This window comes from Cellulophaga sp. (assembly GCF_039943695.1).
Classification (GTDB): Bacteria; Bacteroidota; Bacteroidia; order Flavobacteriales; family Flavobacteriaceae; genus Cellulophaga.
In genome coordinates this window covers 77,570-93,658 of record NZ_JBDVAA010000183.1, presented here as the reverse complement: position 1 = coordinate 93,658, position 16,089 = coordinate 77,570, and the positions used below count along the sequence as shown (strand labels likewise).

Sequence of the window (16,089 nt, the reverse complement as noted above, 5' to 3'; positions counted from 1 at the left end):
TAACAATTACGGTTTTACATACTTAACGCAAAAACTCGTAATTTTACCGATATGAAAAAAAATCTTCAACCTATAGAAGGCGACTATTATTTATCTGAAGAGGGTTACAGAGTATTTACAGAGCAATACCACAAAAGAAGAGGATACTGTTGCGAAAGCGGTTGCAGACACTGTCCTTATGGTTACAATACTAAAACAAATACTCAAAAATAAATTAAAACAGCTTATTATTAGGCGTTTATAAAGTAACGGCACAGTTTTTGTGCTATTTATACAAACTAAAAACATCAAAAATATGAAAGCATTAAAGTTAGCATTAGTACCAGTACTTGCTCTGGTTCTTTTTAGCTCTTGTACGTCTGTACGCGTATTGTCTGACTACGATAAGGAAGCAAGTTTTAACACTTACAAAACATATGCTTTTTATAAAACAGGCATAGATAAAGCTCAAATATCTGACCTAGATAAAAAAAGAATTCTAAAAGCTATTGATGCTGAAATGAGTTCTAGAGGCTTTGTAAAATCTGCAACACCAGATATTCTAGTAAGTATTTTTACCAAAGAAAAAGAACGTGTAGATATTTACAATAACTATTGGGGCGGAGGCTTTGGCTGGGGCTGGAATCCTTATTATTTTGGCAACGGGTTTAACAGAAGTAATGTTTCTACAAGTACAGAAGGATCTTTATATATAGACTTAATTGACGCTAAAAATAAAGAGCTAGTTTGGCAAGGCCGTGGTATTGGAACCTTAAACAACACTAGTAACATAGAAAAAAAGGAACAACGTATTAAAGAGTTTGTTTCTCAGATACTAGAAGCTTATCCGCCAGAGTTAGCATCTAAATAAAAATTACAACCGCTATTTATAGCGGTTTTTTTTGCTTAAAACTCAAAACTTATTCTTCGTTATTAATGCTTATTTCAACTAAATAAAACTAAAATCATTTTCCAATTTTGTATCTTTATTGCCATTAAGTTAATACCTAACATAAAGTGCAATGTCTTACACAAGCAATTACATATTAGATAAACTACCAACGCATTTAAAACAATATATAAAACCACAAAACTATGAGGATTACACTCCAGTAAACCAAGCTGTTTGGCGTTATGTTATGCGTAAAAATGTAGATTATTTAAGTAAAGTTGCCCATAAATCTTATTTAGAAGGTTTAAAAAAGACAGGTATTTCTATAGAAAACATTCCTAATATGTACGGTATGAACCGTATTTTACAAGAAATAGGATGGGCTGCTGTTGCTGTAGATGGTTTTATACCTCCTTCTGCTTTTATGGAGTTCCAAGCTTACAATGTATTGGTTATTGCGTCTGACATTAGACAATTAGAAAACATAGAATATACACCTGCTCCAGATATTATTCATGAAGGTGCTGGCCACGCTCCCATTATTGCAAATCCTGAATACGCAGAGTATTTAAGACGATTTGGAGAAATAGGATGCAAAGCAATATCTAGCGGAAAAGATTATGAGCTGTATGAAGCTGTTAGGCATTTATCTATTATAAAGGAAGCTGCTGGATCTGATGAAAAAGAAATAGAAAAAGCAGAAAAACACGTAGAAGATTTACAACAAAATATGGGCGAACCTAGTGAAATGGCGTTAATTCGTAATTTACACTGGTGGACCGTAGAGTACGGATTAATAGGCACTACTGAAAATCCTAAAATTTACGGTGCTGGTTTACTTTCTTCTATAGGAGAAAGTGCTTGGTGTATGACAGACCAAGTTAAAAAATTAGAATACTCTAGTGAAGCTGCTCATAAATCTTTTGATATTACACAACCTCAACCTCAGCTTTTTGTAACACCAGACTTTGCTTTTTTAAGTCAGGTTTTAGAAGAGTTTGCCAACACAATGGCTTTACGCACTGGTGGTTTAGATGGCGTTAATAAACTTATAGACTCTAATGCTTTAGGAACTGTAGAACTTAGCACAGGCTTGCAAATATCTGGTGTATTTACAAATGTAATTACTCATAAAGGAAAACCTAGCTACATACAAACTACTGGTAAAACAGCTTTGTCTTACAGAGAAAAAGAATTGGTTGGCCACAGCACAAAACACCACGCAGATGGCTTTGGCTCTCCTATTGGCAAACTAAAAGGCATTAATTTAGCCATTGAAGATATGAGTCCGCGCGACTTAAAAGCTTATAATATTTTTGAAGGACAAACCATTACCTTAGAATTTGTTGGCGGCATTAAAGTTAAAGGAAGTATTATAACTGGAACACGAAACCTAAAAGGGGAAATTGTTCTTATTACTTTTGAAAACTGTACTGTTACACAAGGAGAAACTATACTGTTTAAACCAGAATGGGGATTATACCATATGGCAGTGGGCGAAAACATTGTTTCTGCCTTTAATGGCCCTGCAGATCTACATAGTTTTGATTTAATTACACATAGCATTACTGAAGAAACTATTAAACCTAAACAAACAGAAGCAAAAACACTGCTTGAAAATTTATACAAACAAGTACGTGAGTTTAGAGAAGGCACTAATATTACAATCTCTAGAAACAAAGTTTTTCAGGAAGTAAAAAACAACTACCCAACAGATTGGTTGTTGCCTGTAGAATTGTATGAATTAGCCAAATCTAATAATGACGAGGATTTTGCTTCCGAAATTATACAGCACTTAGAAACTGTAAAACAAAACAACCCTAAGGTAGGACATTTAATAGATGACGGACTGGAACTGGTAGATAAAAGTTTGGTTGTATAAGTTATTGTAACTCTAACTCTTTAATGTAGTTTAACTCTTCAATTTTATTAATTGGGTTGTCATTGTATTGTAATGTCCACCCCAAAGAATTTGTTAATACATAAAACTTAGACAGCTCACTTAAAAGTCTATTTTTAGCATTTGTTTTTAAGGTAGATTTTTCAACTTTTTTAAATAATGATGCTTTTACGTTTTTCTTTATTTTATTATAATCATTAGCATCAAACTGATTTAAAAAGTCTGCTGTAACATCATAATATTCGTAATCTGGACTTATTTTTATTTCTGGTTCTGGTATGCTTGTTATTTGCAACACCTTGTTTTCTTCATCAACATTAAAAACAATTTTACTTAAATCATAAGCAACAGTAACATCTGCATTTACTACAACCAATGCTTTTTTTTCTGCTGTAATTAGCGGCCCAAAAAGCTGTTGAGAATCTTTGTAATTATACACCTCTGCAAAGTGACCTTCGGTTACTACAAGCTTAGATACATTTTGTATTTGCTGCTGTATTAACATTGAGTTTTCTTGTAATATAGATTGTTCTTCTTTTTTATCTGAACAAGTTTTAAATACAAGTAAAGCCACTAAAACAATAATAATTCCTACAAGGATTCTCTTCATAATTAAAACGAAATAAAAGGATATTCTTTTTGAAGATACGTAATTTTTTCTTGAATATTTTTTAAAAACTTCTGATGTTGCTCTGATTCCGAATTAAAAGGTCTATGCTCTAATCCTCTTTGTACAGCGCCTACTTTTTCAGTAGTTTCTAAGGCCTTTTTAGTTAACCACACACTAGTAAACTTTTCCCAAATATAATCTACAGCTAATTTGCTTGGGTGCACCATATCTTCTTTATAAAATCGATAATCACGTAACTCATCCATCATAATTTCATAACTAGGAAAATAAAAAGTAGTACCTCTATTTTTTTCTAATTCTATGGTGTTATGTACAGCGGTTAGCAAATGAGATTTACTACGCTGATTTTCTACAAAACCATCTTTTATATGCCTAACAGGAGAAACCGTAAAAATAAATTTAGCATTAGCATTTACACTTTTTACCAATGTAATAAGCTCTTGTAAACTATTCTCTACCTCTGCCACGGTTAACAATTGCTTTTTAAAGGCTTTTTGTGGCACTTTATGACAATTTGCAACTACTTTACTTAACTCCAAGTGTTTGTACATCCAAGCAGTTCCTAGGGTAATTACCACGTGTGTAGCAGTATCTAAAGTAGACTTAGTTTTTAATACTGCTGTATTTAAATTTTGTAGTAGTTCTTGTTTTAATGGCGTGCTTAAACTAGAATGAGCGTTGAAACTATGCCAACGCTCATTCTGTTTAAATATATCTTCCTCTGTGTATTTTTCTTGTAAAACTGCATTGTTTACCAACTGCGTTATTGCCTGCGGATGAAACAGAATACCAAACGGATTGGTTGCGGCTTGCATTTTATAATACGTAAACTTATTGCCAATATGCTCTGCAAAGCAAGAACCCAATAACAATAGCTTACTAGAATAGTCTATTTGAAACGTACTTGGCTTAAGTGGTACTTTAGTTTGTAGTTTCATACACTATTTTAATTTATATAAGATACTGCCTTTTCTAAAGCTTCTGTAATTCCGCCAGGGTTTTTACCACCTGCAGTCGCAAAAAATGGTTGGCCACCGCCACCTCCTTGAATGTATTTACCAAGTTCACGTACAATGGTACCCGCGTTTAAATCTTTCTCGCCTGCTAATTCTTTAGATATATAACAAGACAAGGTAGCTTTACCATTGTTCTCTGCTCCAAAAAGCAAGAACATATTAGTAGCGTTTGCACCCATATTAAAACATAGATCTTTAATCCCTGCAGGATCTAAGTCTACTTTTTTAGCTAAAAATTGCACGCCATTTACATCTTGTAACTCGTTTAATAAATCGCCTTTTAAGTTCTTAGCTTTATCTTTTAACAATTGCTCTATTTCTTTTTTAAGCTTGCTATTTTCTTCTTGTAAAGAAGTTACAGCTTTTACAGGATCTTTAGCATTATTTAATACCTCTTTAATACCTGTTAAAACTTCACTATTAGCTGCATAAAAATCTTTAACAGCATCAGAAGTAATAGCTTCTATTCTACGTATGCCTGAAGCAACTGCACCTTCTGACTTAATTTTAAAGTGCCAAATATCTCCTGTGTTTTGTACGTGTGTACCTCCACAAAGTTCTACTGACTGCCCAAAACGTATAAGTCTAACCGTATCTCCGTATTTTTCTCCAAACAATGCCATTGCACCAGCATCTAAAGCCTCTTGCATTGGTATATTACGTTTTTCCTCTAAAGGTAAGTTACCTTCTATTCTTGCGTTTACAAAATCTTCTACCTCTTTTAACTGCTCTGCAGTAACTTTAGAAAAGTGAGAAAAATCAAAACGTAAGTATTTAGAGTGTACAGCAGAACCTTTTTGCTCCACGTGTGTACCTAGAACTTCTCTTAATGCTTGGTGCAATAAGTGTGTAGCTGTATGGTTACTTGCTGTTCTTTGACGTTGTTTAACATCTACAACAGCCTTAAAAGTATCTGTAGTATTTTTAGGTAAATTTTTAGCAAAGTGAATAATTTCGTTATTCTCTTTTTTAGTATCTACTATATACACAACATCTCCGTTTTGTGCTTCTAAATACCCTTTATCTCCTACTTGTCCGCCTCCCTCTGCGTAAAAAGGAGTTATATTAAATACCAACTGATACTGCTCACCATCTTTTTTAGACGTTACTTTTCTGTATTTTACCAAACGTACATTTGTTTCTAAAGCATCATACCCAACAAATTCTTGTTCTGCATCTTGCAATAAAACTTCCCAATCTTCTTTAGATACTTCAGACGCAGACCTAGAACGTTTTTTTTGTTCTTGCATTGCTGCTTCAAACCCTTTTTCATCTAAAGTATACCCGCGCTCGCTTAAAATAAGAGCAGTTAAATCTATAGGAAAACCATATGTATCATACAATTCAAATGCTTTTCTACCATCTATATTTTTAGATGATGCGTTGTTAATAACACTATCTAACAATACCAAACCTTGGTCTAATGTTTTTAAGAAAGAGTGCTCCTCCTCTTTAACAACATTCTCTATTAATTGCTTTTGCTCTTTAAGTTCTGGGAAAGCATCACCCATAGTATTAGTTAGCACATTTACCAACCTATACATAAAAGGCTCTTTAGTATTTAAAAAAGTAAACCCGTAACGTATTGCTCTTCTTAAAATTCTACGTATAACATAACCAGCGCCTGTATTACTTGGCAACTGACCGTCTGCTATAGAAAAAGCAACAGCTCTAATATGATCTGCAATAACGCGTATTGCTATATTTATTTCTTCTTCTTTGTTATATTCTGCATTGGTAATAGTCTCTATTTCTCTAATGATAGGAGTAAAAACATCTGTATCATAATTAGACTGTACACCTTGCATTACCATACACAAACGCTCAAATCCCATACCTGTATCTACGTGCTTTGCAGGTAAGTTTTCTAATTCTCCGTTTGCTTTACGGTTGTATTGCATAAATACAAGGTTCCATATTTCTACAACCTCAGGATGATCCATATTTACCAAGTCTGCACCAGAAACTTTTGCTTTTTCTTCTGCAGATCTAATATCTACGTGTATTTCTGAACAAGGTCCGCAAGGTCCTTGATCTCCCATTTCCCAAAAGTTATCTTTTTTATTACCATAAAGAATTTGAGATTCTGGAATAATTTTTTTCCATAAATCTAATGCTTCCTGGTCCATATCTAAATTATCTCTGTCTTTGCTTCCTTCAAAAACAGTAACATAAAGACTTGTTTTATCAATTTTAAAAACTTCGGTTAGCAATTCCCAAGCCCAAGCAATAGCCTCTTCTTTAAAGTAATCTCCAAAGCTCCAGTTACCCAACATTTCAAACATTGTATGGTGGTAGGTATCTTTACCAACTTCCTCTAAATCGTTATGCTTACCACTAACACGCAAACATTTTTGAGTATCTACAACTCTAGTATTTTTGGCTTCAGTATTTCCAAGAAAAAACTCTTTAAACTGTACCATCCCAGCATTGGTAAACATTAAAGTAGGATCATCTTTAATGACCATTGGGGCAGAAGAAACAATTTTGTGTGTTTTATTCTGAAAAAATTCTAAAAACTGAGATCTTATTTCTTGAGATTTCATCTGTTGCTATGTTTGTAAATTTAATTGGCTGCTCTAGTTTGTTAAAAAACGTTATATTTAACGCAAATAACATTAAATTACAAAGCTTATACCACCCTAAAATGGTAAGCTTTTTATAAAATTAACTATTTCTGCAAAACAATTTTTATATTTGTTTGTTTTGATAAATTAAAAGTGCAAAAATAGGATAAATTCCCTTTATGTCTCAAGTTAAATATTATTATGATCCAGACACTCTATCTTACAGAAAGATAGAGCATAAAAAGTCTAAAAAATTTCGCAACGTAGCGCTAATGTTTATGGGTGCTGCAATATTGGGTTTTTTAGGGTTGCTACTTCTATTAAATACCAATTTAATTAATACTCCCAAAGAACTTTCTTTACAAAGAGAACTACATAATTATGAGTTTCAGTTTGAATTGCTTAACAAAAAAATGGAGCAAATGGAACAAGTATTGGTTAATATAGAAGACAGAGATAATAACATATATCGTTTATATTTTGAAGCTAACCCAATACCAGAAGAACAAAGACGTGCCGGTTTTGGTGGCGTAAACAGATACAAATCTCTAGAAGGCTTTAACAATTCTGAAATGATTATTGATGCCACTAAACGATTAGAAATTATACAAAAACAAATGGTAATACAGTCTAAATCTTTAGATGAAATTACCAAACTTGCCGAAGAAAAAGAAAAATTTTTAGAAGCAATACCTGCTATACAACCAGTTAGCAACGAAGACTTAACACGTATGGCATCTGGTTTTGGCTGGCGATCTGACCCATTTACCAAAGTACGTAAAATGCACTGGGGAATGGATTTTACATCTCCTAGAGGAACACCAATTTACGCATCTGGTAACGGTAAAGTTACTAGAGCAGATGCTAGCTCTACAGGTTATGGTAAACACGTACGCATAGACCACGGTTATGGCTACCTGTCACTTTATGCGCATATGAGCAAGTACAATGTTACTGCCGGGCAAAGAGTAAAAAGAGGAGATATTATTGGTTTTGTAGGTAGTACTGGTAGATCTGAAGCTCCACACTTGCACTATGAGGTTTGGAAAGATGGTGACAGAATTAATCCTATTAATTTCTACTACGGTAACCTTTCTGCTATAGAGTTTGAAAATTTACTGAAACACGCATCACAAGAAAATCAATCATTGGATTAATGCATATACAACTTCCAGAAAAAAGATATTATGGTATTGGCGAAGTAGCCAAGGCTTTTAACGTAAATACGTCTTTAATACGTTTTTGGGAAAAGGAGTTTGATGTTTTAAAACCAAAAAAAAATGCGAAGGGCAACCGTAAATTTACTCCGCAAGACATAAAAAACTTACAGTTAATTTACCACCTTGTAAAAGAAAGAGGCTTTACACTAGATGGTGCCAAAACTCATTTAAAAGAAGAAAAGAAAAAAACACTTTCTAATTTTGATATTATTACAAAACTAGAGAATGTTAAGTCAGAACTTCTAAAAATAAAAGATCAATTATAACCATTAATTACATATAAACTAAACACTAAAAACATAACTATGAAAAAATTATTAATTGTACTTGCCTTTTTTGTTGTATTGCTACTAGCTCTTGGCGGCTGGTATGTTAGCGCAAATAATACCTTAGTAGAAATGAAAGGACAAGCTGTTAAGCAATGGGCAAATGTAGAAAGCTCTTACCAAAGAAGAAATGACCTTATTGGTAACTTAGTAAAAACAGTACAAGGTGCAGCAGATTTTGAAAAAAGCACTTTAACTGGTGTTATAAACGCAAGAGCTAAAGCAACGTCTATAAATATAGACCCATCTAATATGACACCAGAACAAATAGCGCAATTTAGCAAAGTGCAAAGTGGGTTAACTGGTGCACTTAGCAAATTATTGGTATCTGTAGAACGTTATCCTGATCTTAAATCTAACAAAAACTTTTTAGAGTTACAGACACAAATAGAAGGTACAGAAAACAGAATAAACGTAGAGCGTAATAGATTTAATGATATTGCAGGAGACTATAATATTCATATAAAAAAGATACCTACAAACATTATTGCCTCTATAGCTAATTTTGAACCAATGGCTTTATTTAGTGCTGATGAAGGTTCAGAAAAAGCACCAGACGCAAGTTTTGACTTCAAATAATAATCCTATGTCTAAGGTTGAAGAGTTTTTAACTGCTACAGAAGAACAAGAAATTGTAGCTGCTATTGTAGCTGCAGAGAAAAATACTTCTGGTGAAATTAGAGTACATATTGAAGCAAAAAGCAATATAGAACACTACAAAAGAGCTCAAGAAGTTTTTCATTATTTAAAAATGGACAACACTAAGGCAGAAAATGGCGTATTACTTTACATTGCTGTACTTGATAAAAAGTTTGTTATTTATGGTGATAAAGGCATAAATAATGCTGTGCCTAAAGATTTTTGGAATACAACCAAAGATGCTATTCAAGCTGAATTTACCAAAGGAAATTTTAAACAAGGAATTATTAATGGTGTTTTAAAAGCCGGGAAAGAGTTAGAAACTCATTTTCCTTGGTTACATACTGATGCCAATGAACTTAGTAATGAAATATCTAAAGGTTAACTTATTACTCTTATTTTTTGTTGTAGCAAATTTAAGTTTTGCACAATATAAAATTCCTGAAAAACCCAAGTTAGAAACTAGTGTATATGACTATGCCAATCTTTTATCTCCTACTGATAAAAGTAGTTTAGAACGCAAACTTATAAGTTATTCTGACAGCACATCTACACAAATAGTTATTGCTGTTATACCAAGTACAGAAGGTGAAAACATTAACTTTTTGGGTGCACAATGGGGACAAAAATGGGAGCTTGGTCAAAAAGGAAAAGACAACGGTATTTTAATTCTATTAGCTAAGAATGATAGAAAAATTGCCATAAATACTGGTTACGGAGTTGAAGGAAGATTACCAGACATTACAGCCCACCAAATAATAAACAACGTAATTATACCCCAATTTAAAAGCGGAGATTATTACAGCGGCTTAAACTACGGTACAGATGCTATTTTTAGCGCGTTAAAAGGTGAATTTAAAGAAGACAGAAATCTTACTAAGCTTCGTTTAGAATCTTTTTTACCTTTTATTGTTTTCTTTATTATTATTTTAATATTGATAAACAAAAAGAGAAACAATGGCGGTAATAACGGTGGCAACAGATCTACAGGAATAGATTTGTTAGATATTATAATATTAAGCAACCTTGGCCGCGGAGGTTCTTCTGGTGGTTTTGGCGGAGGCGGCAGCTTTGGCGGAGGCAGCACAGGAGGTTTTGGTGGTGGCTTTGGCGGAGGCGGCTTTGGTGGCGGTGGCGCTTCTGGTGGTTGGTAAACAACCATTAAAAAAACAAAAAACTCCCTTAACTTTTAATGTAGTTAAGGGAGTTTTTTTTATGCTCTACTATTCTTTTAAAATATTTATCCGTAGTGACGGTAAGATCCTCTTCTGCCTCTTTGTTGTGGCATTTTACCACTTCCAAGGCTATTAAATTTCCAACTAAAGCTTAACATAAAATAACGCTGCAACACCGTGCTTTGACTATCTTGTATGTAGTTCCCCGTTGCTATACGCCTTGCATTTGTATTTTGGTTAAGCAAATCATATGCTTTTAAAGAAACTGTACCATTATTTTTTAAAATAGAATACGCTAAAGTTGTGTTCCAAAACCAAGCACTTTTTTGAAAACCTGGCCCTACATTTGGGTTGTATGTATAGTTAACATCATTACGCCACTCTAATTTTTTAGGCACAAAAGTAGCTGTTCTTATACCTAAAGTTTGATATTTAAAATCTTGATTGTTGAATTGATCTAAATCAAAAGTATTTTTAGTAAATGATACAGAATACCTAGGTATAATTTCCATAACATCTTTCCAATTAAACGTAAGCTCTATAGATGGATTTAAAGAAGTATTTGTTGCGCTATATTTAACATTATTATTAAAATTGATAGACTTATTAACGTTACCAAAAAATCCTACTCCAAATTTTAATGTTCTTAAAGTGTCTAACCTTTTTGTTTTGCTTGCAAAAATATTACCTCTTGCGCTGTATCCGCCATTTACGTTAGCGTACGTTGTACTTCTAACAAAGTCATCATTAATAGTAGTTTTAGCAACTATTTGGTTTTTATCAATATTAAAACCTGCATAAGACCAAATAGTTAATCCTTTCTGAAAATTATGTTTGCCATAACCTAAATTTAGCCTATGAGTAGTGGTTGGCTCTAAACCAGGGTTACCAACTACGGTATTTAATGGGTCGTTAACATTTTCAAAAGGTTGTAACTGGTTTAAACTTGGTGTATTATTGTCTAAAGAATAACGCGCAAAAATTCTAGCCTTAGGACTAAACCTATAAGTAAACCTAGAAGACAATTCTAGGGCCTCAAAATTACGTTTTAAGTTAAGCTCTGGTCTTAAGGCATCTTTATTCTCTAGCGTTCTATAAATATAACTACCTCTAAAATTTAGACTTAATTTATCTTTTTTGTAATTTAAACGAAGTCCTGGAGTGCTTCTATCGTTTTTATATTCAAAATCTGTACTTAAAGCTTTATTAAAATTAGTAAATTCTTGTGATGTGTTATCTAAGTCAAAAGTACTTTTTACATCTTCATCTTTATCTGACCTATAATCATATTTAAGATCTAAAGAAAGTGCATCTTTAACTAATGGAATTCTATACGTAAGCCCTGTATTTAAAGTTGTAGTTTTTTGCTCTCCATCTGTAAACTGATCTCTACTAATAGACTCTGCATTATCACCGTATATTTCTGTTTGTGAATTAAGAAAGTTTTCTGTGTTAGATTCTCTAATTCCATTAGTAATACTTACACGTAAAAAAGAACCTTTAGACCCTATTTTTTTAGTAATATCTATATCGTTTCTAAAATTACTAGATGTACCTTCAGAAAAAGAATTAGACGCAGATTCATTGGTAATAAAATTTTCCTCATTTCTAGACTCCTCCATACTTGTGTATGAACTTGTATTTTTTCCGTAAGTAAAAGTTGGTTCAAAATCTATACGCAATGTAGAATCTAGCTCTATTTCTAATTCTAAGTTTGCTTCGTGCTCAAAATTATCTGCAAGAGAATTGGATCTTGAGTTTGTAAAATACCTTGAGTCTGGTAAAATATTTTCTCGCTGACTTGCATTATCATTCTCTGTATTACTTTCTTTATAAAAGTAATCTGCAGAAATATCTACTTTATCATTTAGCTTATCTGTATAATTTAATCCGGCATTTTTAGAAGTTGTTATTCCACTGCCAGCACCTCCGCCACCAACAACGCTAAACATATTACTTAAATCTCCAAAACTAAAGCCAGCAGAATTAATATTATTACCACCAAAGAGTAAGCTTAATCTTTGGTCGTTATCAAAAAGGTTTACCATTGCAGCTGCTTCATACCGTTCATCTGTACCACCACCGGCAGAGGCTTTACCAAAAACACCTTTGTTTTTTTCTTCTTTTATAGTAAGGTTAATTGTTTTAGCTTCAGACTCAGACTCCTCACCTGTAAAAGCTTGTGATTTTGTTTTAGTGTCTGTAATTTGTACTTTTTCTATAAGATCTTTAGTTAAATTCCGCGTAGTAATTGTAGGATCGTCACCAAAAAAAGGTTTCCCGTTTACGTAAATATTACTAACATCATTACCGTTTATAGTAATTTTTCCATTTTCATCTACCTCTACACCTGGTAACTTTTTTAGCAAATCTTCTACATTTGCATCTTTTTTAGTCTTAAAAGAATTAACATTAAACTCTAATGTGTCTTTTTTTACAGTTACTGGCGCTGTAGCCTTAACCACAACCTCATCTAGTAAATTTTCATCTACTTGTAAATTAACCTGACCTAAATTAATTTTGTCTTTTGATATTTGTATTTTTTTAGTGTAAGTTTTATAGCCTATGTATGAGATAAACATATTTAAACTTGCATCATAGGTTTTACCCTCTAAGGTAAAAGCTCCGTCCTGATCTGTAATTGTATATGTTACTAAAGAACTGTCTTTTACTCTTTGCAAATAAACAGTTGCAGACTCTAATGGTTGGTTGTCGTCTGCTGTAATAATAATCCCAGAAACATCAAAGGGTTTCTGTTTAGATTGAGAAAAGCTAGCTAATGTGGTTAGCATTAGTACTAGCGATAAAAATAATTTCATTTTGGGTTTTGCTTAGTTCGTTCCAAGCAAATGTAATTTTATCCTAAACGATACCTCTTAAAGAAACCTTAAAAAACCTACAGTTTATCTTAAAATATATTAAATTTTGAAAGAATTTTACTTACGTTAACTTTTTTTTGTGCTTTACGCCTACCATTTTTAAAAAACTGATATATAATTTCTTCCACAAGCATAGCTGCATTTTTTATGCTATAATCTACTCCTTTTTTAGGATCGTAAATTTCTAATGCCTCATTTAAACCAATTTTACTTAACTGTTCCTCATCTGCGTCTAATTTACCACAAATGGCAATTACAGGAATATTATAATGCCTAGCTAAATCTACAACACCTTTTACTAGCTTTCCATTATTAGTTTGACTGTCTATTTTACCTTCACCAGTAATTATACAATCAATTTTTTTAGTCTTTAGCATTTTTGGAACCTCTGTTAGTTCTAGTAAAAATTTTACACCGCTAATAAATTCGGCATTAAAAAAAGTTTTTAAACCAAAAGCTGTTCCTCCAGCAGCACCAGCTCCTGGTAAAAATGAATGATCTAACAGCATAGAATGTTTTATAACAGAACTAAAGTACTCTAGTCCTTTATCTAAAATCTCTATATCTTTTGCAGTTGCTCCTTTTTGCTTTGCGTAAACTTTTGCAGCTCCATTTTCACCAAACAAAGGGTTATCTACATCATTAACTGCATAAAATTTTATCCTATTTAAAATAGTAACCGTAGCATTGCGCTCTATTTTAAAAACTTTAGACAAATTTTCTCCAATTGGGTTTAATGCCATACCGTCTTCATTAAAAAAAGAATACCCTAAAGCCGCAGCCAATCCCATACCAGCATCATTCGTTGCGCTACCGCCAAGACCTAAATAAATACTTGTTGCGCCTTTTTTAATGGCATCTTTAATTAAAAGACCCGTACCAAATGTAGATGTTTTTTTAGCACTACGTTCTTTGGTTTTTAACAACTCTAAACCAGATGCTTTAGCAAGCTCTACGTAAGCCGTTTTAGTATCTTTATTAAGTAAGTAATATGTTCTTAGCTTATCTCCTATTGGATTTATAGTATCTACATATACTTTTTGCACCATAATTTTACAAGCAACAGCGTCTAAAAAACCGTCACCACCATCTGATGCTAAAATTGACTTTACAGAAGGTGATTTGTCCGCTCTTTGTAAACCACTAGTAATTGATTGTATTACTTCATTAGCAGTTAATGAGCCCTTAAACTTATCTGGAATAACTAAATAATTCATGCTAACTATATATTTGGGGAATTAGAAAACTTAGAATAAGTATAACAACAAAAAAGCCTAATAATATATAAACTTCTTTTATTAAAAAATCTGATTTTTTAGGAAATACATTTATCAATAAATTACTAGTGTCTTTTTGCCAACCTGTTAAATAACTTACTAAATAACTAATAGCCAAAGTTAATAGTACACCTGTAAAGTTTAACCATATCCAAAAAATATGTATTCCTAAATCTATGCCTACAATATTTTGCATTGTTTTAGAAAAAATAAGATTAACCAAAACACCTATTAAAATACCTGCATTTATACCTTTATAGTTTACCTTTTTTGAAAACATAGCTAGCAAAAAGGTTACTAAAACTGGTCCATAAAAAACAGAACCAATTGCATTTATAATTTCTATTACTGCACTTTTGCTACCGCCAAACAAAAACGAGCTAGCCATACATACAAGACCCCAAAAAACCACTGAGATTTTAGAGACCATCATGTATTTTTTTGTTGATATTTTTTTACCTCCTCTATTAAAAAAATCTTCAACCGTAACTGCAGATAGTGAATTTACTGTTGAGCTTAAAGTAGACATTGCTGCAGAAAGTATTCCTACCATTAACAGACCAATTAACCCGTGGGGTAAATATTTGGTAATAAAAATAGGTATCATTAAATCTGCTTTAGCGCCAGTAGCGGCATATTCTGCAGGAAAATACTTTTCTGTCATTACAGCAATATCATTTAAAAAATCGGGGGCTTTTATAACCAAAGTACCTACAACCAAACCTATAGTACAATACAGTAATACAACAGGAAAACGCAACAGTCCGTTTGCTAATAACAACTTGCGTATGGTACTTTCATTTTTTGCAGACAGCAATCTTTGTGCTTGTGTTTGGTCACAACCATAATAAGAAACATATAAAAAGAAACCACCAATTAACATTGGCCATAAACCATATTCTTGGCCTTCTCCTATTCCCCAATTAAAGTCTATTACCTGTAATCTTTCAGGAGCAAAACCTTGTCCTATACCTCCATGACTATCTAGTAAAGACCAACCATAAAAAAGACATATTATTAAGCCCACAAAAAGTATTATCATTTGTATTGCATCTCCCCAAACAACGGCTTTCATACCTCCTTGCCAAGAATAAATTATAGTTATAACACTTATAATTAATACCGTATACACATAGTCTATATCTAAAACAGCTTGCAATATTATGGAAATAGTGTATACCATTACTCCCGTTGCTAAAGCTCTGCTTATTAAAAAAACCACGCTTAAAAGCATACGTGTAGATGAATGAAAACGTCTTTCTACAAACTCATAAATACTAACAACTCCAGATCTAAACAAAGGAGGAACTATAATGACCATTATAAAAATCATTGCTAATGGAACGGCAAACTCAAACGTTAGCCATTTCATCCCTCCTCCTAATTTTAACCCAACAAATGCTGGTGCAGAAATAAAACTAATAGCAGACAATTGTGTTGCCATGGTAGATAGGCTTAAAGGAAACCACCCAAGACTTTTACCTCCTAAAAAGTAGTCTTTAGAGTCTTTATTTTCCTTAAAAAAATAGCCCATTGCCAAGAACCCAAAAAGGTAAAGCCCAACAATTGCATAGTCTATATAGTTCAT

Annotated in this window: 14 protein-coding genes; 8 read left to right on the top strand and 6 right to left on the bottom strand. The window is 32.7% G+C overall.

Translation table 11 applies throughout. From position 1 onward, the window contains the following. Positions 1–51 precede the first annotated feature (51 nt). The 3 genes from ABJD66_RS12645 (at position 52) to ABJD66_RS12635 (ending at position 2,753) form a co-directional block, all read left to right on the top strand. The gene (locus ABJD66_RS12645; RefSeq protein WP_348132153.1) at positions 52–213 is read left to right on the top strand and encodes a DUF5522 domain-containing protein; all 162 of its coding nucleotides are present in this window, start codon (positions 52–54) and stop codon (positions 211–213) included. Between the two features lie 82 nt (positions 214–295). Beyond that, complete coding sequence (locus ABJD66_RS12640) at positions 296–850, top strand: DUF4136 domain-containing protein (protein WP_303543245.1); 555 nt, start codon at positions 296–298, stop codon at positions 848–850. Between the two features lie 151 nt (positions 851–1,001). Then, complete coding sequence (locus ABJD66_RS12635) at positions 1,002–2,753, top strand: aromatic amino acid hydroxylase (protein ID WP_100894985.1); 1,752 nt, start codon at positions 1,002–1,004, stop codon at positions 2,751–2,753. A 1-nt stretch (position 2,754) separates the two neighbouring features. Here the strand turns inward: ABJD66_RS12635 and ABJD66_RS12630 are convergent, their stop codons facing one another. From ABJD66_RS12630 to alaS, 3 genes are read right to left on the bottom strand one after another with little or no spacing between them, the layout of a single operon-like run. After that, positions 2,755–3,381: a DUF4230 domain-containing protein gene (locus ABJD66_RS12630; RefSeq protein WP_303543241.1), complete on the bottom strand. Its 627-nt coding sequence runs from the start codon at positions 3,379–3,381 to the stop codon at positions 2,755–2,757. Between the two features lie 2 nt (positions 3,382–3,383). Next, positions 3,384–4,340, bottom strand: coding sequence for a GSCFA domain-containing protein (locus tag ABJD66_RS12625; protein WP_348132148.1), 957 nt, complete (start codon positions 4,338–4,340; stop codon positions 3,384–3,386). Between the two features lie 8 nt (positions 4,341–4,348). After that, positions 4,349–6,964 (bottom strand): alanine--tRNA ligase, encoded by a 2,616-nt coding sequence (gene alaS, locus ABJD66_RS12620; protein ID WP_348132145.1) that lies wholly within the window; start codon positions 6,962–6,964, stop codon positions 4,349–4,351. A 200-nt stretch (positions 6,965–7,164) separates the two neighbouring features. Here alaS and ABJD66_RS12615 point away from each other — a divergent pair, with 200 nt between their 5' ends. From ABJD66_RS12615 to ABJD66_RS12595, 5 genes are read left to right on the top strand one after another with little or no spacing between them, the layout of a single operon-like run. Continuing rightward, on the top strand, positions 7,165–8,142 hold the full coding sequence (locus tag ABJD66_RS12615) for a M23 family metallopeptidase (RefSeq protein ID WP_303543235.1): 978 nt from the start codon (positions 7,165–7,167) through the stop codon (positions 8,140–8,142). Further along, positions 8,142–8,471 (top strand): MerR family transcriptional regulator, encoded by a 330-nt coding sequence (locus ABJD66_RS12610; RefSeq protein WP_100894980.1) that lies wholly within the window; start codon positions 8,142–8,144, stop codon positions 8,469–8,471. Before ABJD66_RS12615 ends, ABJD66_RS12610 begins: the two co-directional genes overlap by 1 nt. A 39-nt stretch (positions 8,472–8,510) precedes the next feature. Continuing rightward, complete coding sequence (locus ABJD66_RS12605; RefSeq protein ID WP_303543233.1) at positions 8,511–9,110, top strand: LemA family protein; 600 nt, start codon at positions 8,511–8,513, stop codon at positions 9,108–9,110. A gap of 7 nt (positions 9,111–9,117) precedes the next feature. After that, positions 9,118–9,555 (top strand): TPM domain-containing protein, encoded by a 438-nt coding sequence (locus ABJD66_RS12600; protein WP_100896820.1) that lies wholly within the window; start codon positions 9,118–9,120, stop codon positions 9,553–9,555. Further along, complete coding sequence (locus ABJD66_RS12595) at positions 9,536–10,324, top strand: TPM domain-containing protein (protein ID WP_348132139.1); 789 nt, start codon at positions 9,536–9,538, stop codon at positions 10,322–10,324. Before ABJD66_RS12600 ends, ABJD66_RS12595 begins: the two co-directional genes overlap by 20 nt. A gap of 86 nt (positions 10,325–10,410) precedes the next feature. On the opposite strand, the gene ABJD66_RS12590 is transcribed toward ABJD66_RS12595, so the two are convergent. From ABJD66_RS12590 to ABJD66_RS12580, 3 genes are all read right to left on the bottom strand, one after another. Beyond that, positions 10,411–13,164 carry a TonB-dependent receptor gene (locus ABJD66_RS12590; protein ID WP_348132136.1) on the bottom strand — a complete coding sequence of 918 codons (2,754 nt, stop codon included), beginning with the start codon at positions 13,162–13,164 and terminating at the stop codon, positions 10,411–10,413. A gap of 89 nt (positions 13,165–13,253) precedes the next feature. Next, complete coding sequence (locus ABJD66_RS12585; RefSeq protein WP_348132133.1) at positions 13,254–14,441, bottom strand: glycerate kinase; 1,188 nt, start codon at positions 14,439–14,441, stop codon at positions 13,254–13,256. Position 14,442: 1 nt separating this feature from the next. After that, the gene (locus ABJD66_RS12580) at positions 14,443–16,089 is read right to left on the bottom strand and encodes a sodium/solute symporter (protein ID WP_100894975.1); all 1,647 of its coding nucleotides are present in this window, start codon (positions 16,087–16,089) and stop codon (positions 14,443–14,445) included.